Source organism: Micromonospora rhizosphaerae, from assembly GCF_900091465.1.
In the GTDB taxonomy this organism is placed as follows: Bacteria; Actinomycetota; Actinomycetes; order Mycobacteriales; family Micromonosporaceae; genus Micromonospora; species Micromonospora rhizosphaerae.
Genome location: NZ_FMHV01000002.1, coordinates 3,413,228 through 3,433,976 on the forward strand (window position 1 = coordinate 3,413,228; position 20,749 = coordinate 3,433,976).

At 70.2% G+C, this 20,749-nt stretch carries 12 protein-coding genes; all 12 read left to right on the forward strand.

The window, feature by feature from the left end:
* Positions 1-214: 214 nt before the first annotated feature.
* The 12 genes from GA0070624_RS16210 (at position 215) to GA0070624_RS16265 (ending at position 20,749) form a co-directional block, all read left to right on the forward strand.
* Positions 215-1,741 carry a sugar ABC transporter ATP-binding protein gene (locus GA0070624_RS16210; protein WP_245718820.1) on the forward strand — a complete coding sequence of 509 codons (1,527 nt, stop codon included), beginning with the start codon at positions 215-217 and terminating at the stop codon, positions 1,739-1,741.
* Positions 1,738-2,766: an ABC transporter permease gene (locus GA0070624_RS16215; protein WP_091341989.1), complete on the forward strand. Its 1,029-nt coding sequence runs from the start codon at positions 1,738-1,740 to the stop codon at positions 2,764-2,766. Before GA0070624_RS16210 ends, GA0070624_RS16215 begins: the two co-directional genes overlap by 4 nt.
* Positions 2,756-3,841, forward strand: coding sequence for an ABC transporter permease (locus tag GA0070624_RS16220; RefSeq protein WP_091341990.1), 1,086 nt, complete (start codon positions 2,756-2,758; stop codon positions 3,839-3,841). The genes GA0070624_RS16215 and GA0070624_RS16220 overlap by 11 nt, the downstream gene beginning before the upstream one ends.
* Before the next feature lie 109 nt (positions 3,842-3,950).
* Positions 3,951-4,940, forward strand: a complete 990-nt coding sequence (locus GA0070624_RS16225) for a substrate-binding domain-containing protein (RefSeq protein WP_091341992.1) — start codon at positions 3,951-3,953, stop codon at positions 4,938-4,940.
* A 176-nt stretch (positions 4,941-5,116) separates the two neighbouring features.
* On the forward strand, positions 5,117-6,352 hold the full coding sequence (locus GA0070624_RS16230) for a glycosyltransferase WbsX family protein (protein ID WP_091341995.1): 1,236 nt from the start codon (positions 5,117-5,119) through the stop codon (positions 6,350-6,352).
* On the forward strand, positions 6,352-8,535 hold the full coding sequence (locus GA0070624_RS16235) for a family 43 glycosylhydrolase (RefSeq protein WP_091341997.1): 2,184 nt from the start codon (positions 6,352-6,354) through the stop codon (positions 8,533-8,535). The genes GA0070624_RS16230 and GA0070624_RS16235 overlap by 1 nt, the downstream gene beginning before the upstream one ends.
* Positions 8,536-8,608: 73 nt before the next feature.
* The gene (locus GA0070624_RS16240; RefSeq protein WP_176731720.1) at positions 8,609-9,946 is read left to right on the forward strand and encodes a glycoside hydrolase family 99-like domain-containing protein; all 1,338 of its coding nucleotides are present in this window, start codon (positions 8,609-8,611) and stop codon (positions 9,944-9,946) included.
* 1 nt (position 9,947) lies between these two features.
* The gene (locus tag GA0070624_RS16245; protein WP_176731721.1) at positions 9,948-10,583 is read left to right on the forward strand and encodes an NPCBM/NEW2 domain-containing protein; all 636 of its coding nucleotides are present in this window, start codon (positions 9,948-9,950) and stop codon (positions 10,581-10,583) included.
* Complete coding sequence (locus GA0070624_RS35260; RefSeq protein WP_218105161.1) at positions 10,580-12,721, forward strand: family 43 glycosylhydrolase; 2,142 nt, start codon at positions 10,580-10,582, stop codon at positions 12,719-12,721. The genes GA0070624_RS16245 and GA0070624_RS35260 overlap by 4 nt, the downstream gene beginning before the upstream one ends.
* A gap of 90 nt (positions 12,722-12,811) precedes the next feature.
* Positions 12,812-13,978, forward strand: a complete 1,167-nt coding sequence (gene rhaI, locus GA0070624_RS16255) for an L-rhamnose isomerase (RefSeq protein WP_091342004.1) — start codon at positions 12,812-12,814, stop codon at positions 13,976-13,978.
* 61 nt (positions 13,979-14,039) lie between these two features.
* The gene (locus GA0070624_RS16260; RefSeq protein WP_091342007.1) at positions 14,040-16,091 is read left to right on the forward strand and encodes a bifunctional aldolase/short-chain dehydrogenase; all 2,052 of its coding nucleotides are present in this window, start codon (positions 14,040-14,042) and stop codon (positions 16,089-16,091) included.
* A 26-nt stretch (positions 16,092-16,117) separates the two neighbouring features.
* Positions 16,118-20,749 carry a family 78 glycoside hydrolase catalytic domain gene (locus GA0070624_RS16265; protein ID WP_091342009.1) on the forward strand — a complete coding sequence of 1,544 codons (4,632 nt, stop codon included), beginning with the start codon at positions 16,118-16,120 and terminating at the stop codon, positions 20,747-20,749.

Sequence of the window (20,749 nt, forward strand, 5' to 3'; positions counted from 1 at the left end):
TTTCGTTGGCGCCGGCCGCTTCCGGGCCAACCGTTGGTGTTGATTCAAATGCGTTGATCAGATGACGCCCCCGTTTCCAGTCGATGTCAGAGCGATGACGACGTGACTCTTGACACCTGCCGGACGGCGGCTCTAGCTTCGCAGTGTAGCCATGGTTGAAACGATTCACCACCGCCCCGACACGCTGGTTGGAGCCCGCCGAATGAGCCCTACAGTGGACAGCTCCCAGGCGCCCGTGCTGGAGGTTACCCGCCTCACCGTCGAGTTCCCGGGGGTCCGCGCACTCGACGGTGTCGACCTCGAGATCCGTGCCGGCGAGGTGCACGCCCTGGTCGGGGAGAACGGTGCCGGCAAGTCGACCCTGTTGAAGGTCCTCGGCGGGGTCTACACACCCAGCGCCGGCACCGTCCGGCTGCGCGGCGACATCTACGCGCCGCGCCGGCCCAGCGATGCGCACGCCCACGGCATCGCCGTGATCTACCAGGAGTTCACGCTCTTCCCCGAGCTCACCGTCGCCGAGAACGTCTACGCGGGACGCGAGCCGCACTCCCGGTGGTCTCGCGGGATCCGGTACGGGGAGATGCGCGCCGGATGCCGGCGACTGTTCGGCACCCTCGGCGTCGACATCGATCCCGACGCCCGGGTGGCCGACCTCAGCGTCTCCGAGCAGCAGCTCGTCGAGATCGCCAAGGCGCTCGGCACCGACGGTCAGGTCATCGTCATGGACGAGCCGACCGCGGCACTGTCCAAGGAAGAGGTGGAGCGGCTGCTCGACGTGGTCCGCCGCCTCCGCGACGAGGGCCGCTCGGTGATCTACGTGAGCCACCGGCTGGAGGAGGTGTTCGCCGTCGCCGACCGGGCTACCGTCCTTCGCGACGGGCGCCTCGTCCGTACCCTCGACATAACGGCGACCGGCGAGGACGAGCTCGTCCGGCTCATGGTCGGGCGCGACATCGACGCGGTCTTCCACCGTGACACGGTCGCGGAGGGCAGGGTCGTCCTGCGCCTGGTCGGCGTGAGCGCCGGCCGGCACTTGCGCGACGTCAGCCTCGAGGTACGGGCGGGGGAGGTCGTCGGCATCGGTGGTGTGGCGGGTGCCGGGCAGGCCGAACTCACGCAGGCGGTCTTCGGCGCGCTGCCACTCCGCGCGGGGCACATGGAACTCGACGGCCGGCCCTTCGCTCCGTCGACGCCGGCGGATGCGCTCGCGGCGGGCGTCGGCTTCCTCCACGAGGACCGCAAGCGTGCGGGCATCCTGCCCGACCTGTCGGTGCGCCAGAACCTGACGGTGACGGTGCTGGACCGGCTCCGCCACGGGTTCGCTCGCCTGCTCTCCCGCCAGGCGGAGGAGAACACCTACACCGAGTACGGCAGCCGGCTGCGGGTCCGCTCCACGGGCCCGGACCAGCTCATCAGCGAGCTCTCCGGCGGCAACCAGCAAAAGGTGCTGCTGGCCCGGGCGCTCGCGCCGGGTGGACGGGTCCTGGTCCTCAACGAGCCCACCCGCGGCGTGGACATCGGCGCCAAGGCCGAGATCCATGCGCTCATCAACGAACTCACCGCCGCAGGTGCGGCAGTCATCATGGTCAGCAGCGACCTGCCGGAGCTGCTCGGCACGAGCGACCGCGTCGTGGTGCTGTCCAGAGGACGCATCGTCGGGGTGCTCGAGGGAGAAGACCGCACCGAGGAAAATGTCGTCGCCTGCGCGACCACGGGTCGCCGGATCGGAGTGGCCGCATGACCACCGCCGCCCCCGAGCGGGGCACCCCAGCCGCCCTTCGCGAGCGGCGCGCCCGCGGCGCCGACCCGAGGTCCCGCCTCAGCCGAGCGATCGAGAGGGCGCCGCTCGCGGTGCCGCTGGTGCTCATCGCTGTCGTCCTCACCGTGGCGACCGACCGGTTCCTCAGCGTCGACAACGTCACCAACGTCATCGTCGCCGCCGGGATCGTCGCGATCCCCGGTATGGCGATGACGCTCTGCATCGCGATGGGGGAGTTCGACCTCTCCGTCGGCTCCACGGTCTCGCTGACCGGGGCGGTCGCCTGTACGTGGATCGTTGGCGGCCACTCCGCGGGCCTGGCCATGGTGGTCGGCCTCATGGTCGGCGCGGCGGTGGGACTGCTCAACGGCCTCGTCGTCACGAAGCTCGGCGTGACCCCGTTCATCGCGACGCTGGCGACGCTGGTCATCGTCCGCGGCGTCTCCCTCGCCTACACCGGCGGCCGGGACGTCATCGTCAGCTCGTCCACCCTGAAGTTCCTCGCCGCCGGACGTGTGGCCGGCGTACCGATGCCGGTGGTGCTCACCGCGGTGACCGCGCTCGTCGCGTGGTGGGTGGTCAACCGCACCCGCTTCGGACGGTGGGTCTGCGCGATCGGCTCGAACCGGGAGGCCGCGCGCATGTCCGGCTTGCCTGTCGACCGGGTACGGACCGCTGTCTACGTCATGGTCGGTGTCGCCGGGGGCATCTGGGGCCTGCTCATCTCGAGCCAGTTGCAGAAGGGGTCGGGGCAACTCGGCCTCGGCTTCGAACTCGACGCGATCACGATCGTGGTGATCGGCGGCACCAGCCTGCTCGGCGGACGGGCGTCGGTCGTCGGCACGCTGCTCGGGGCGGTGCTCATCGAGACGATTCGCAACGGCCTCAACCTGCTCAACACCCCACCCGCCTACCAGCGCATCAGCATCGGCCTGCTGCTCGTCGTCGCCCTGACGATCCAGGCTCTGCGTCGCAACACCCCCGCGGAGGCCCTCGATGACGTCTGACACCGCCCTGCCGCCGGCTCCCGGCGCCCAGGCACCCGCCCCGGCCACCGGGACCCAGCGCCGGTGGGTCCGCCAGCACAGCATCGGTGCGCTCTGGGAGACGTGGGGGATCACCGCCGTCCTCGTCATCCTGCTGGCCGCCTCGCCGCTGCTGTCGTCCGACTTCCTGACCGTCGCCAACTTCCAGTCAGTGCTGCGCGAGAGCGCGTACCTGGGGATCGTCGCCGCGGCCATGACGCTCGCGGTCATGAACGGCACGTTCGACCTTTCGGTCGGTGGTCAGCTCGCGCTGGTCTCGGTGACGACCCTGATGGGCTACGCGGCCGGCGGCACCGGGCTCGCCGTGGTGGTCGCACTGCTCACCGGGGTGGCGTGCGGAGCGGTCAACGGGGCGCTGGTGACCGCCATGCGCGTGCCGCCGTTCGTCGCCACGCTCGGCATGCTGTTCGTCTTCCGGGGCATTGCCTACGTCCTCACCCAGCACGGTCCCAAGACGTTGCCCTACAGCGAGATCGGATCGCCGTTCGTGAAGATCGGCGGGCTGAACATCGCCGGCATCCCGTTGCCGTTTCTGATCATGGTGGCCTGCTACGGCGTGACCTGGGTGCTGTTGCGGCGTACCGCCACGGGCCGGCGGATCGTGGCGTTCGGCTCTTCGCCGGAGGCCGCGAGGTTCTGCGGCATCTCGGTGCACCGCATCCGGATGTTCATCTTCGTCGTCATCGGATTCAGCGTCGGTATCGCGGCGCTGACCTACATCAGTCGGGTATGGACGGCCGACGGCGCCGCCCAGGACGGCTTCGAGCTGCGCGTCATCGCCGCCGTCGTACTCGGGGGCACCAGCCTCAAGGGTGGCAAGGGCACGCTGATCGGCACCTTCTCGGCGGTGCTGCTGGTCGGCGTCCTCAACGACCTGCTGGTCAGCCGCGGCGTCGACGCCTCCTACCAGCGCGTGGTGCTCGGCTGCGTGCTCATCACCGCGCTCGCCATCGACGGTTTTCGTACGCGGTTCGCCGTACCCGGATCGTTCGCCCGACTGCTGCCGACCCAGCGCCGGGAGGCGCCGGCGCCCTGACTGCAACACCCGACCCACAACAGAACAGAACGAGTCACCAGTAGTTGAAACGTCTCAGCTTCCACCGTCCGCTGCGGCGACGCACGCGGGCACCTTCGAAGGAGGAACCGTGCGCACCAACCTCTCCACTCTGGCCATCGCCGGGGTGCTCGCCCTTGGCCTGACAGCGTGCTCGGACTCAACGACCGCCGAGGGTGGCAAGCCCTCCGGCGCAGCTGGCGGCGATGTCACCGTCGGCTTCTCGGTGTACGACATGCAGTACGAGTTCTTCCAGAAGATGGAAAAGGGCACCCGTGAAGCCGTCGAGGCGAAGGGCTGGAAGTTCAAGCTCCACGACGAAAAGAGCGACGAGAACGAGATGGTGACCGGCGCCCAGGCGCTGCTCGACCAGGGCGTCGACGTCCTCATCATCAGCCCGTTCAAGCCCGACGCGCTCGGCCCGATCGTCGCCAAGGCCAAGCAGAAGCAGATCCCGGTCATCATCGACGACATTGGTGGGGGCGGCACCCCGTACGACGCCATTGTGATCTCGGACAACGCCGACGGCGGTAAGCAGGCCGCGGACTACATGGCCCAGCAGATCGCGGCCAACGGCGCCAAGAGCAAGAAGGTCGTCTCGATCACCTGTGAGCCCTCGGCCGTGTACGCGGCCCGGCGTAACCAGGCGTTCGACGAGCAGATCAAGGCCAAGGGCTTCCAGGTCGTCACCGAGCTCTCCGGCAACTCCAAGGCGGAAGAGGCGTACAAGATCATGAAGGACGCCCTCGCCAAGGACCCGGACGTCACCGGCGTCTTCGCCTGCAACGACCCGATGGGCGTCGCCGCCGCCAACGCGATCAAGGACGCGGGTAAGGATCCGGTCAAGGGCATCGTGACCGTCGGCTTCAACGCCGACCCCGAGGCGATCACCGCGATTGGCAAGGGCGGGCTGTCGGCCACCATCGCGCAGGACCCGGCGGGCATGGGGGCGAAGACCGTGGAACTCGCGGCGCAGGCCCTCGACGGCGGCAAGCTGACCTACGACGACGCGACCAACCGCGAGGTGTTCCAGAAGGTCACGCTGGTGACCAAGGACAACGTCGCGCAGTTCGCGGGCTGACCCCCGCTCGACGCCGTCCCGGGGCGAGCCTGGCCCCGTCCCGGGACGTCACCCCGATGAACCGCACCCCCATCCCGCCCTGTTGCTCCATCGCCCCCTGACCCGATGGCGCCGCTGGCACGCGGTCGCCGGGTAGCGCCTCTCCCTCCTCCTATTCCCCCCGAGGCAGGTATCCCGTGAGCACGCCCATCTCCCGCAAGAACTTCCTCCGCCTCGCCGGCGCGAGCGTCGGCGCCCTCGCCATCGACGGTGTTGTCGGCAGCCCCGCCGCAGCGCAGACCACGACCCAGCCGGCCCGCGAGCCGGGCGTCGAGTTCGTGGCCTACTACTTCCCCCAGTGGCACGCCGATCCCCGTAACGAGCAGTGGTTCGGGCCGGGGTGGAGCGAGTGGGAGGTGCTCAAGTCCGCCCGTCCGCGGTTCGCCGGGCACGACCAGCCGAAGCGGCCGCTCTGGGGATACACCGACGAGAGCGACCCTGAGCAGATGGCTCGGCGTATCGACGCCGCTGCCAGCCACGGCCTCAACGCCTTCGTCTTCGACTGGTACTGGTACGACGGGCCCTTCCTCAACGGCGCCCTGGACCGTGGCTTTCTCCAGGCCGACAACCGAGACGAACTGAAGTTCGCGCTCATGTGGGCCAACCACGACTGGTGGGACCTGTACCCGGCCAAGCGTCGGACCCTCTACGACACCCTCATGCCCGGCGCCACCGATCGCGCGGCGTTCGAGCGGGCCACGGATCACGTCATCACGAACTACATGCGCCACCCGGCCTACTGGCGGGCCGGCGGTAAGGCCTACTTCTCGATCTACGATATCGGGACCCTGCAGACCGGGCTCGGCGGCCGGCCCGCGACGCGTGCAGCGCTCGATGACCTGCGGGCCCGTGCGGCTCGCGCCGGCGTCGGCGAACTGCACCTGAACGTCGTCGTCAACCAGTGGATGCCCGACATCAACGCGATGGTGGCGGAGCTGGGCTTCGACAGCATCACGCACTACACCTGGATCCACCACGAGTACGACCTGCTCACCCAGATCGCCACGCCGTACGACACGGTCCGTGAGTCCGCCGCGCGCAGTTGGGAGCGGTTCGACGGCGACTTCGAGGCCCCGTACTTCCCGGTGGTGAGCATGGGCTGGGATCCCAGCCCCCGGACCGCCCAGTCCGAGATCTACGAGCCCATCGGCTACCCCTTCACGCCGGTCTTCACCAAGAACACCCCCGGTGAATTCCGCCAGGCGTTGCAGGCCGCGCGCGAGTTCGTGGCCAAGCCCGAGCACGAGCTGAAGATCGTCTCGATCAACGCCTGGAACGAGTGGACCGAGGGCAGCTACCTCGAGCCCGACGTGGAGCACGGCATGGCCTACCTCGACGCTCTTCGCACGGTCGCCCGGTCGGCGAGGGCCTGATGAGCGCCGGCGCCGCACCCGGGCGCGCCCTCGCCCGTGCGAGAAAGCTGGTCCTGGCAGCCGGGCTCGGGCTGTCGCTGGTCGCCGGCTCGACGCCCGCGGCCGCGTCGCCCGACCCTGCCCCCGCCTCCTCGATGAGCACAACGGTGGTCAACGGGGATACGCATGGCGGGACGATCCGCTTCGACGTGGACGGGAACGCCATCGACGCGCACGACGGGGAGATCCAGCGGTTCGGGAACCGCTACTACCTCTACGGCACCAGCTACGGCTGCGGCTACGTGCGGCTCGAGCGCCCGGCCACCCCGTGGTGCGGCTACCGGGTCTACTCCTCGCCGGACCTCGCCCACTGGACCGACGAAGGCCCGCTCTTCGACGCCACCACGACCGCCTGGCAGTCGCGGTGCAACAGCGCGACGCTGTCCTGCTACCGCCCGCACGTCGCCTACAACGCGGCCAGCCGGAAGTACGTCCTGTGGGTCAACACGTACGACGTGCCGGTGCACTTCCACGTCCTGACCAGCGACTCCCCGATCGGACCCTTCCAAGAAGAGCCGGACCTGCCGAGGCTGGCGCTCGACGGCGGCGGCGACATGGATCTGTTCGTCGACGACGACGGGTCGGCCTATCTGGCGTACACGCTCACCGGCGCCGGCTACGACGTCGCCGTCGAGCGGCTGGACAAGACCTACACGACCGGGACCGGCGCGTACACGAGGCTCGACGTCCGCAACACCGAGGCGCCCTCGCTGTTTCGACGCGGCGACACCTACTACGTGACGCTCTCCGATCCGAACTGCGCCTACTGCTCCGGTACCGGCGCCTCGTATCTCACCGCTCCGTCGCCGCTCGGGCCGTGGACCGGGGCGATGCGCGGTGACGCGCCGATCATCGACGGGCAATTGAAGCTGGCCAGTCTCGGCACGGTGAGCAGGCCCGGCCTCGACTGGACCGACTACACCCTCGACCTGTCCGTCACACCACTGCAGACCGGCGGCGGCGGAGCCTACGCCCAGGCCGGTTGGTTCTTCCGCGCCCAGGACACCCGCAACGGCTACGCCTGGCTCATCGGCAACTACCCGCACCCGGGAGCGACCGGCGGCAACCTCACCAAGGTCGTCTACGTCAACGGGCAGCCGGCCAAGGTCACCGTGCTCAAGCTGCCGTTCCCGATCGTCGGCGGCCAGCGCTACCAGGTGCGCACCGAGGTGCTCGGCTCGACCTTCCGCACCTGGGTGAACGGGGTACTCGTGGACGCCACCACGGACTCCACCTATGCCACCGGCCGGATCGGCTTGCGCGAGACGACCGGCGAGAGCGGCCTGTTCGACGACGTCACCGTCACCGCTCCCGATGGCACCCGGCTGTTCCAGGAGGGCTTCTCCGGCGACACCGCCCAGTGGATCGGACTTGAGCCGCGCAAGCGCGGTTTCCCGATCAGCGAGGACTCCTGCGGCGGGCAGCCGGCCGATGTCGCTGTCCTTCCCGCGCCGGGCGGTCGCACGTACCTGTTCCAATCCGACCGATGGAACAATGGCGACCAGAACGAGGCGCTCGCCAAGCACTACTGGGAACCACTGCGGTTCCGCGCCGACGGCTCGATTGAGCCCCTGACCTGCGGCGAAACGTACGACCTGACGCTCGCGGGACTCAAGCAGGGCAGTGACCGCGCCCCGGCCGACCTCGACCAGAGCACCGGTTCAGCCGGCTTCCGCGCCTTCTGTGACACCAAGGGCGCGCTCCGGCGGGCGCAGACCTTCATCGCCGGCCGCTCGGGTGTGCTCAGCCGCGTCGCCTACACCTCGTTCCAGGACAACCACCCGAACGGCCCGCTGACGGTCTCGATCACAGCCCTACGTCCCGATGGCACCCCGGGTGACGTGCTCTGGACCGGTACCCACGAGGTCGGCGAACTGAGCTGGGCCCCCACCGAGGTGACCGTGGAGCCCAACCTGACGGTTACGGCCGGCAAGTCGTATGCCGTGGTCGTCAGCGCCCCGACGCTCACGAAGGGGTGCTACGGCATGGTGTACGCGCCCGACGACCCGTACACAGGCGGCGCAGCGCTGGTCAGTACGGACGGCGGCACCATTTGGCGGGTCGAGCAGGGTCGAGATCTCAAGCTCGAGACCTCGGTGCGCACCGGAACCACCACCCAGACTGTGCCGGCGGACCCGGCATGACCTTAACCAGCGCACGCACCAGCACCCATCGAACGTTCGAGGCAGACAACCACCTGACGGAAGGAACGGTGGGATGAGACAGGACATCACGGGTGACCAGGCAGCGCACCACGGTGGGACCCCGATGTCCCGCAAGCGGTTCCTGCAGCTGACCGGCGCCGCAACGACAGCAGCGTTCGCGGGAGGCAGCGGTCTGCTGCAGCCTGATGCGGCACTCGCGGCGAACCCGCAGGCACGGCCGGACGTGGCCGCCTTCTACTTCCCGCAGTGGCACGTCGACCCACTCAACGAGTACTGGTTCGGCCGTGGGTGGAGCGAGTGGGAGCTGGTCAAGCGGGCACAGCCGCGCTACCCAGGGCACCAGCAGCCGAAGGTGCCGGCCTGGGGCATGCAGGACGAGGCGCAGCCCGCGGTGATGGCCAAGAAGATCGATGCGGCTGCCGACCACGGCGTGGACGCCTTCATGTTCGACTGGTACTGGTACACCACGGGCACCGGCAGCTGGGGTCCCTACCTGCACCGCTGCCTTGAGGAAGGCTTCCTGCGCGCGCCGAACGTCAGCCGCATCAAGTTCGCCCTGATGTGGGCCAACCACGACTGGAACAACCTGTTCCCGGTGCACCGGGCGAACCCCGTCAACACCTTGAAGGTCGGCAACACCACCCTGTTCGGAGCCCAGGTCCCGGCGTCCTTCGACGCGCTCACGACCTACGTCGTCGAGAAGTACATGACGCATCCGTCGTACTGGCGGGTCGGTGGCGGCGCCTACTTCTCCATTTACCAGATCGAGAAGTTCCTCGACGGGTTCGGTCGCGATGTCGGCGCCGCCCGCGCCGCGCTCGACGCGTTCCGCGTGAAGGCCAGGGCGGCCGGCGTCGGCGAGCTGCACCTCAACTGCATGACCGTCGACTGCGAGCCGTTCGTGCCGGACAGCCACCCGCGGTCGATGGCCAACCGCAACAAGCTTGTCGACCAACTCGGCATGGACAGCCACACCACGTACGTCTGGATCCACCACTCGCCGTTCACCCGATTTCCCGAGACGGCGTACTCCGAGATGCGCGCCCACGCGGCGACAGTGTGGGACACCCTGACCCGTGGCCTGGAGCGCCCGTACTTCCCCAACGTGACCATGGGGTGGGACTCCTCGCCGCGGACTGTGCAGAGCGACGTCTGGGAGAACCTCGGCTACCCGTGGACCCCGGTGCTCGGCGGCAACACTCCGCAGGAGTTCGAGACGGCGCTCCGCTTGGCGCGCGACTTCGCCGTCGCCAACGCCAGTCCACCGATCGTCACCGTGAACGCCTGGAACGAGTGGACCGAGGGCAGCTATCTCGAGCCCGACGAGCAGCACGGCAATGGCCATCTGAATGCCGTCCGGCGAGTCTTCGGCGTACGGAAGGGAGCTTGAGATGAGGTTGTTCCGAGGCGGACCCGTCCTGCTCGCCGCCGGCGCGACCGGGCTGCTGCTTGTTCTCCCGGCCGCGGCCTGGCAGATGCACGAAGCGACGGCCGCCGGCTCGGCGCGGTCGGCCGCCGAGACCGAGGCGTCAACCGGCCCGACGAGCTACTGGCTCAGTGACCTCGACTGGGTCTCCGCGACCGGCGCCTGGGGCCCCGTCGAGCGGGACATGTCCAACGGGGAGAACGCCACCGGTGACGGAAACCCGATCAGCCTGGACGGCAAGGTGTACCAGAAAGGCCTCGGGCTCGTCCCGAACTCCAAGGTTGCGTACGACCTTAACGGTCGGTGCGGCAGGTTCCGGGCCGTCGTCGGCGTCGACGACGAGGTGGACCACCGTGGCAACGGCGGCAGTGTCGTGTTCCAGGTGGTCGCCGACGGCACGCAGGTTTTCGACAGCGGAGTGCGATACGGCGTCCAGTGGAGCCCGACCGTGCTGTCCACCACCACCGGGTCACTCGAGGTCGACCTCGACGTCACCGGGGTGCAGACGCTCGAGTTGGTCACGACGCCGTGGCTGGACGGTTTCAGCAACGACCATGCCGACTGGGCCGACGCCCGCGTGGCTTGTGTGGAACGACCGTGAACCGGCGGTCCGTCCTTCTCCTGAGCGCGGCGGCCGCCCTGGTGATCCTGGTCGCCACCCCGCCCGCCGCAGCCGAGTCGCCGCAACCGGTGACGACCGTGGTGAACGGCGACGCGACCGGGTCGACGCTCCGGTTCGCCACGGACGGGGACGCGGTCGACGCGCACGACGGCGAGATCCGCCGCTTCGGCGACCGCTACTACCTCTACGGCACCCGCTACGGCTGCGGCTACGAGTGGCAGCGCCCCGGTGCCCCGTTCTGCGGTTTCGCCTCCTACAGCTCCGCGGACCTGGTGCACTGGCGCGACGAGGGCCCGCTCTTCGACGCCTCGACCGCCCAGTGGCAGCAGCGCTGCAACGGCAACACCTACGGCTGCTACCGCCCACACGTCGCCTTCAACGCGGCGACCGGGAAGTACGTCCTCTGGATCAACTCCTACGACATCGGCGTCGGCTACCACGTCCTCACCAGCGACCTGCCGACCGGCCCGTTCCTCGAGGAGCCGTTCCCCCGCCTCGCCGTGACCGACGGCGTCCCACCTGGGCTGAACAACGGCGACCACGATCTGTTCGTCGACGACGACGGCACCGCCTACCTCGTCTTCACGGACTGGCGCCGGGGCGGCGACATCGTGGTCGAAAAGCTCGACCCGACCTACCGCACGGGCACCGGTGAATACACCCGACTGGGCCTGACCCGGGTCGAGGCGCCGTCGATGTTCGAGCGCGACGGGCGCTACTACCTCACCCTTTCCGACCCGAACTGCGGCTACTGCACCACCGGCACCTCCTACTTCACCGCGCCGACGCCGCTCGGCCCATGGACCGGTGCGCCCGCGCTCGACAGCTGGCAGGTCGCCGGCGGCGAACTGCTCGTCGATGGTGGCGGCATCGGGCTGTCCAAGGCGGGCGCCCAATGGACCGACTACGACCTGACGTTCACCACGACGCCGCTGCAGACCGCGTCCCAGGGCGGCCAGTCGTACGCCCAGGCCGGCTGGGTCTTCCGGGCATCGGATTCCGGCAACGGCTATTCCTGGCTGCTCGGCAACTACCCGCACGCCGGAGCCACCGGCGGCAACCTCACCAAGGTCGTCTGGCGGGGCAGCGGCATCGCGAGCGTGGCGACGGTCAAGACCCCGATGGCCATCGAGGGTGGGCGCTCGTACGCCGTCCGCACCCAGGTCAGCGGCGACACGATCCGCACCTGGGTAGACGGGGTGCTGATCGACGAGACAACCGACGGCACGTACGGCGCGGGGCGGATCGGCTTCCGCGAGAGTGGCGGCTCGGATCACGAGAGCGCGCGCTTCGACGACGTCAAGGTCACCGCGCCGGACGGCACCGTCCTGTTCGCCGACGACTTCTCCGGCGACCTCGCGGCCTGGGACCGGCCCGCCCTGCCACCCGTTGGCATCAAGATCAGCAATGACTCGTGCGGAGGGCAACCGGCCGATATCGCCGCGCTGCCCGCCCGGCAGGGCAAGGTCTACCTGTACCAGAGCGACCTGTGGAACAACGGGGCGCCGAACGAGGCGCTGGCCCGGCATCACTGGGAGCCGCTGCGCTTCCGGGCCGACGGGTCGATCGAACCGATCACCTGCGGCCGCAGCTACGATCTGCCGCTCGCCGGGCTTCGCGACAACACCGGCCCGCCGGTCCCCGCCAGCATCGACGTGACGGCCGGAGATCTCGGCTTCCGGGCATTCTGCGACGTGGCCGGGCGGATCCAGCGGGCCCAGACGTTCACCGCCGGACGGAGCGGCCGGCTCGAGCGCGTCTCGTACACGACCTTCCAGTCCGGCCATCCCGACGGGCCGTTGATTCTCGAAGTCTCCCGGCTCGGCGCCGACGGGCGGCCCGGCGAGCCGCTCGTGCGGCGGGAGGTGCCGGCGGCCGCGGTGAGCTGGTCGCCGTCCAGGGTCGCCGTCGAGGTGGGCCTCGACGTGGCGGCCGGCGACCGGTTCGCGCTCGTCGTCCGCACGGCCGCCGGCCGCGGCTGCTACGGCATGGCATACAGCGACGCCGACCCCTATCCCGGCGGCAGCGCCCTCTACAGCAACGACGGTGGCACCACCTGGCGCGAGGAGACCGGTCGCGACCTGCGCATCGACACGACGGTGGCGGCCGGCACGTGATCTGGCCACGGCGGGAGACGGCGATGACCGACTGACACACCGAACCGACGAGAGAGCCCACGGCAGAGCAATGGATCAGGAGCACCACTCATGACTGACACAGCATCGGTAAAGGCCGCCTTGAGGGCGCAGCGGATCGAGACACCGTCGTGGGCCTTCGGCAACTCCGGTACCCGCTTCAAGGTCTTCGCGCAGGAAGGGGTGCCGCGCAACGCGTACGAGAAGGTCGACGACGCCGCTACCGTGCACCGCTTCACCGGGGTGGCCCCCAGCGTCGCCGTGCACATCCCGTGGGACCGCGTCGACGACTACGCGGAACTGGCCAAGCACGCCAGCGATGCCGGGATCCGGATCGGCGCGATCAACCCGAACGTGTTCCAGGACGACGTCTACCGACTCGGCAGCGTCTGCAACCCCGACCCGGCGGTGCGCCGCAAGGCGCTGGACCATCTGCTGGAGTGCGTGGAGATCGGCACTGCCACCGGCTCGACCATCCTCAGCCTGTGGTTCGCCGACGGCACGAACTATCCGGGGCAGGACAGCATCCGGGCCCGTCAGGATCGCCTGGCCGAGGCGCTCGAGGCGACGTACGCCGCGATGCCCGGGGGGATGCGGATGCTGCTGGAGTACAAGCTCTTCGAGCCGTCGTTCTACACCATGGACGTGCCCGACTGGGGCACCTCGTACGCGCACTGCCTGCAGCTCGGGGAGCGGGCCCAGGTGCTTGTCGACACCGGTCACCACGCGCCGGGCACCAACATCGAGTTCATCGTGGCGTTGCTGCGGCGCGCCGGCCGGCTCGGCGGCTTTCACTTCAACAGCCGCTTCTACGCCGACGACGACCTCATGGTCGGCGCCGCGGACCCGTTCCAGCTGTTCCGGATCATGCATGAGATCGTGCAGGCGGGTGCCCTTGACCCCGCCGCCGACGTGGCGTTCATGCTCGACCAGTGCCACAACATCGAGCCGAAGATCCCCGCGATGATCCGGTCGGTGCTCAACGTCCAGGAGGCGACGGCCAAGGCACTGCTGGTCGACTCCGACGCGCTGCAAGCGGCCCAGGACAACGGTGACGTGCTCGGTGCCAACGCCGTGCTCATGGACGCGTTCAACACCGACGTCCGCCCGATCCTCGCGGAGCTGCGCGAGGAGATGGGCATCGACCCCGACCCGATCACCGCCTACCGCCGGTCGGGCCACCACGAGCGGCTCGTCGCCGAGCGGCAGGGCGGCTCGCAGGCCGGCTGGGGGGCCTGACGGTCGCCCGCACGTCCAACACCAGGCAGCCGTCGCAAGAAATCACCGGAGAAGGGCCACCATGAGTACGACCCACCCGACCGTCGCCGCTCTGCTCGAACGCGCGCACCGGCTCGGCGCCGATCCGCGGAACACGAACTACGCCGGCGGCAACGCCTCCTGCAAGTCGACCGCATCCGACCCGGTCACCCGGGAGGACACCGAGCTGATGTGGGTGAAGGGGTCCGGCGGTGACCTCGGCACGCTCACCGAGGCGGGCCTGGCCGTCCTGCGGCTGGACCGCCTGCGCGCGCTCGTCGACGTCTACCCCGGCGTCGACCGCGAGGACGAGATGGTGGCGGCCTTCGACTACTGCCTCCACGGAAAGGGTGGCGCAGCACCGTCGATCGACACCGCCATGCACGGCCTGGTCGACGCCGCGCACGTCGACCACCTGCACCCCGACGCCGGCATCGCGTTCGCCACCGCCGCCGAGGGCGAGGCGCTGACCAAGGAGTGCTTCGGCGACCGGGTGGTCTGGGTGCCGTGGCGCCGCCCCGGGTTCCAGCTGGGGCTGGACATCGCGAAGATCAAAGCGGCGAACCCGCAGGCGATCGGCGTGATCCTGGGCGGGCACGGGATCACCGCGTGGGGCGACACCTCACCCGAGTGCGAGGCCAGGTCGCTGGAGATCATCCGCAACGCGCATGCGTTTATCGACGCCCGGGGAGCGGCCGAGCCGCTCGGCACGCTGCTCGAGGGGTACGGGCCACTGCCCGAGGCGGAGCGGAGGGCCCGGGCGGCCGCGCTCGCCCCGGTCGTCCGGGGGCTCGCCTCGACCGACGTGGCCCAGGTGGGGCACTTCACCGACGACGACGCCGTGCTCGATTTCCTGGCCCGGGAGAAGCACCCGGCGCTGGTCGCGCTCGGCACCTCCTGCCCGGATCATTTCCTGCGGACCAAGGTGCGCCCGCTCGTGGTCGACCTGCCGGCGACCGCCCCGCTGGCGGACGTGGTCGCGCGCCTGCGTGAGCTGCACACCGCCTACCGGGAGGAGTACCAGGCGTACTACTCCCGGCACGCGACCGCGGATTCCCCGCCGATGCGCGGGGCCGATCCGGCCATCGTGCTGGTGCCCGGCGTCGGCATGTTCTCCTTCGGCAAGGACAAGCAGACAGCGCGGGTCGCCGGCGAGTTCTACCTCAACGCGATCAACGTGATGCGCGGTGCCGAGGCCATCTCCACGTACGCCCCGATCCCCGAGTCGGAGAAGTTCCGGATCGAGTACTGGGAGTTGGAGGAGGCCAAGCTGCGCCGGTTGCCGGCGCCGAAGCCGCTGGCGACGCGTGTCGCGCTCGTCACCGGGGCCGGCTCGGGCATCGGCAAGGCGATCGCGATGCGGCTGGCCGCGGAGGGCGCCTGCGTGGTGGTCGCCGATCTGAACGAGGATGCCGCGTCGGCGGTCGCCGACGAGATCCGGCACGGTATCGGCGCTGACGTCGCCGTGTCGGTGCGCACGGACGTCACCGACGCCGGCCAGATCGCCGCGGCGTTCGACGCCGCCGCGCTGGCGTTCGGCGGGGTCGACATGGTCGTCAACAACGCCGGCCTGTCGATCTCCAAGCCGCTGTTGCAGACCGACGAGGCGGACTGGGACCTGCAGCACCGGGTCATGGCCCGAGGGTCGTTCCTGGTCGCCAAGGCCGCCGCGAAGATCATGATCGATCAGGGGATGGGCGGCGACATCGTCTACATCGCCAGCAAGAACGCAGTCTTCGCCGGCCCCAACAACGTCGCATACGGCGCGGCGAAGGCCGACCAGGCGCACCAGGTGCGGCTCCTAGCGGCCGAGCTGGGCGCACACCGCATCCGGGTCAACGGCGTCAACCCGGACGGCGTGGTGCGCGGTTCGGGGATCTTCGCGGGTGGCTGGGGCGCGCAACGCGCCGCGGTCTACGGGGTCCCCGAGGAGAAGCTCGGCGAGTACTACGCCGGACGCACGCTGCTCAAGCGGGAGGTGCGGCCGGAGCACGTGGCGGCGGCGGTGCTCGCGCTGACCGGCGGCGATCTGTCTCTGACCACCGGCCTGCACATCCCCGTCGATGCCGGCGTCGCGGCGGCGTTCCTCCGCTGACCGACCGGTCGAAGAAAGGAGTTCCCGTGGCCCTGTCCCGGTTACGCACCCCGCTGCGCCTGGCCCTGGTGACCGGGCTGGTCGCGGGGCTCCTTCCGGTCGCGGCCTTGCCCGCTGCCGCGAGCCCGGAGGACGGCCCGCCGTCGCTCGTCGCGATCGCCACCACCACCGACCACCTCGCCACGCCGCTCGGGGTGGACAATCCGGCGCCTCGGCTGGCCTGGACGCTAACCGCCACGGCCCGCGGCGAGATCCAGACGGCGGCGCAGGTACAGGTGGCGGCCAGCGCCGACGACCTGGGTCGCGGTGACCTGATCTGGGACAGTGGCCGCCGGGAAACCGCCGATCAGTTCCTCGACTGGGCCGGCCCGGGGTTGCGGTCGGCCACCCGGTACCACTGGCGGGTCCGGGCCTGGGGTCGCGCCGGCGTCGTCTCCGAGTGGAGCAGGCCCACCTGGTTCGAGACCGGCCTGCTCGACGCCGCCGACTGGGGTGCGTCGTGGATCGGCGCTGGGGCACGCGACGGCGCGGTGGACTGGGGAAGTGCCGGCTGGATCTGGCACGCGCCGGCCGATCTGCCCACCGGTGCGCCGGCCGGCACCCGCTACCTGCGGCGCAGTGTGCCGCTGGCCGCGGATGCCACGATCCGGCAGGCCACCTTAATCGCGACCGCGGACAACCATTTCCGGCTCTTCGTCAACGGGCGCGAGCTCGGACGCGGTGACGACTGGCAGCAGGTGCGGCGCTTCGACCTCACCGATGTGCTGCGCCCGGGCGCGAACGCCATCGCGGTCGAGGTCACGAACGACCCGGACCCGGGCGTTTCAACCGGACCCGCGGGTTTCCTCGGCAGCCTGCGGGTCGTCCTCTCGACCGGCGCCACCGTGGCGATCCGGACGAACACGAACTGGCGGAGTGCGCAGACCGCCCCGCAGGGCTGGACCGAGCCCGGGTTCGACGACAGTGGCTGGGCGCGGGCTCAGGTCGTGGCGGCGCAGGGCGCGGGTCCGTGGGGACCGATGGCCATCCCGGCGGTCAGCACCGCCGCCCCGCAGCTGCGTAAGGCGCTCCACCTCGACAAGCCGGTGAGCCGGGCGCGCGTGTACTACAGCGGCCTGGGCATCTCCGAACTGCGGATCAACGGGGAACGGATCGGCGACGAGGTGTTGTCGCCGGTGTTCTCGCGGTACGACAAACGCGTCTACTACGTGACGAAGGACGTCACCGGAGCGCTCCGCAACGGAGAGAACGTGCTCGGCGTGACGCTCGGGCGTGGCTGGTACTCGATGACCACGCCGACGGTCTGGAACTTCCACACCGCGCCCTGGCGCGCCGAGCCGGCCCTGCGGCTCAAGCTCGTGGTCGACCATCCGGACGGCACGAGCGACACCGTCGTCAGCGACGGCACCTGGCGCTGGGCGGACAGCCCCACCCAGGCGGACAGTCTGCATCTTGGCGAGGTGTACGACGCCCGCCGCGAGCAGGCGGGCTGGGATGCGCCCGGCTTCGACGATGCCGCGTGGCGACCGGTCACCACCGTGCCTGCGCCCGCCGGCGAGGTGCGCGCCGAGCCGCTGCAGCCGATCCGCCGTGCCGGCTCCGTCGCCCCGGTGAAGATCACTCGGCTGCCGTCCGGCGCGTACGTCTTCGACTTCGGAGAGGTCGTCGCGGGTTGGGCCCGGCTCGCCGTCGAGGGCGAGCCGGGCCAGCAGGTCGAGCTGCGGTACGGCGAGCAGCTGCGGCCCGACGGCACGGTGGCCAACGAGCAGCAGCACATCACCGGCGACATCCAGGTCGACCGCTACGTGCTGCGCGGCGGTGCAGCGGAGAGCTGGGAACCCAGGTTCAGCTACAAGAGCTTCCGGTACGTGGAGGCGCGGGGGTTGCCTCGGGCGCCGCAGACCGGCACGCTCACCGCCGTGTACGTGCACTCGGACCTGGCAAGTACCAGCGAGTTCACCAGCTCGAACGAGCTGTTCAACCGGATACACGATGCGATGGTCCGAACCACACTGAACAACCTGTACGGGTATCCGAGCGATTCGCCGATGTTCGAGAAGAATGGCTGGGCGGACTTCCACCTCTGGTCCGAGGACACGCTCATCAACCTGGACTCTGTGCCGCTCGTGTCGAAGTGGGTCGCTGACCTCTCCGAGAGCCAGATGCCCGACGGGCGGATCCCGGCCATCGCGCCCGACGACGGCTGGGGCGCGGGCATCGACGCGATCGAGTGGGGCAGCGCGGGAGTCCTGGTCCCCTGGTACGTGTATCAGCGGTCCGGCGACGCGCGGATCATCGCCCGCCAGTACGCCTCGATGCGGGCGTACGTGGAGCGCAAGCTGGCCGACAGTCCGGGCCTCATCGCCGACAGCGTGCTCGGGGACTGGGTCTCGCCCGGCTACCTGACCCCGCCGGAGGGCGCCCGGCTGACCGCGACCGCGTACCTGTTCCGGGACCTCGAAGTCATGCGGGACAGCGCCGCCCTGCTCGGCGCGGCTGCGGACCGCGACCGGTACACCCGGCTGGCGGGCGAGGTGAAGGCCGCGTTCCAGCGGACGTTCTACGACGGCGAGCGGAAGGTTTTCCGCACCGAGCGGGACGCCGGGTTCCGGCAGACGTCGCAGATCCTGCCGCTGGCCTTCGGTCTGGTGCCCGACCAGGATCGGGGCGCCGTCACCGCAAACCTGGTGCAGGACATCACCGAGGCGCGGGACGACCACCTCAACACCGGCAGCATCGGCACCCGCTATCTGCTGCCGGTGCTGACCGAGCAGGGCTCCGGTGACGTCGCGTTCCGGGTCGCCAACCAGAAGACGTACCCGAGCTGGGGTTACTGGTTCGAGAACGGTGCGACGACCATGTGGGAGTCATGGAACCTCGACGCCCGGTCCCGCGACCATGCGTTCCTCGGCACCATCGACCAGTGGTTCTACGAGCAGCTGGCGGGTGTCCGCCCGACGTCGCCGGGCTACCGCACAGTGGACGTCGCACCGCACCCCGTCGACGATCTGCGTTCGGCCTCGGCGAAGGTCGGCACGCCGTACGGGGAAGTCCGATCGTCGTGGCGGCGTGACGGGAAACGGTTCACGCTGGATGTGCAGGTGCCGGTCGGGGTGACAGCCCGGGTCTCGGTGCCGGCCTCCTCGGCCTGGGCGGTGACGGAGACTGGCCGGATCGCCGCCGAGTCCCCCGGGGTGCGCCCGGTGTCGGCCGCCGACGGGCGGGCCACGTTCGAGGTCGGCTCTGGCTCGTACCGCTTCGGCACGGATGCCTTCCGTGGCGCCGTGGCGGCCGCGCGGGACGACATCGCGGCCGTGGGGGGCGACGATGCGGCGCGGGCCCGGGAGCCGCTCGAGGCGCTGCTGCGCGGTACCACGGACGCGCTGAAGGCGCTGCGCGACAGCCAGCGTCGCATCGACCGCATGCTGGCCGACGCAGCCGGCGCGGACGACCATCTGCGGGCGGCACGCGGATCCGTCGACGAGGCCTTGGCACTGCTTACTGACGTACACGCCACGACGACCGTGAACGGGTCCGGCGCGGTGGCCGGTGCGGCGGTCAGCGTGCGGACCGTTGTCCGAAACGACGGGAGCCAACCTGTGCGTGTGGGTGACAGCACCCTCAACCTGCCGGACGGCTGGACGGCGCGCCTTATCCGTCGCGACGCGGCACCCGGACAGCTCGACCCGGGGGAACAGGCCGTCACCACGTTCGAGGTGCGCAGCCCGGTGGATGCGGACACCTCTCTCCCGACCGAGGTCGTCGCGACCACCCCGGTCGCCCTGAAGGACGCCGACTTCGTGCTGGCCGCCCGGTCCGCGGTGACGCTGGCGCCCCCGGTGCGTGTCGAAGAGCTGCGGGCGGCCGGCGTGTTCGGCGACGCGGCCGGCGGGAAGGTCCGGGCGGCGCTGCGCAACCTCGGCGACGTTCCGCTGCGCGTGGGAGCGGCGCTCGCCGTCCCGGACGGGTGGCGGGCCGCCGAGGTGCCGACCGTGACGTTGGCCCCCGGAGCCACCACCACCGTCACGATCGACGTCTCCCGGGATCAGGCGGCTGGCCAGCGGAGCCCCGAGCTGGATCTGCGGTTGTCGTATGGGACCGGGGCGTTGAGCCGCTCGATCAGCGTCCCGGTCGGCGACCTGGCGCTGAACCGCCCGGCGGCCGCCCGGGTGAGCCTGGAGGCGGCCGACTGGGGGACCCGGCTGCTCACGGACGGCAGCAGACGCAGCGTCGACGGCGCCCGCGGCTACACCAGTGACCCGCCGCGATCCAGCCGGGACGCCTCGGAGTGGGTGAGCGTGGATCTCGGGCGGACCCTGACCGCGGGGACGCTCGCACTGTGGCCGCGAACGCAGACACCGTCCGACGGCGAGCTGCCGGTTGACGGCGTCTGTTTCCCAGAGGTCTTCACGGTTCAGGTCTCGACTGACAACGCGACCTGGACCGACGCCGCGACGGTGACCGGGCAGGGCAACCCCGGCCGGCACCCGGTCCTCGTGGACCTTGGTGGCGTGCCCGCCCGGTACGTTCGCGTGTTGGTCACCCGACTCGGCAGACCTACCGACTTCGAAGAGCGGCTGAACGTCTTCCGCTTCCAGCTCGCCGAGCTGGAAGTCGGTGCGGCTCGCCCCCTGGACACGGCAACGCCGACCCCCTGA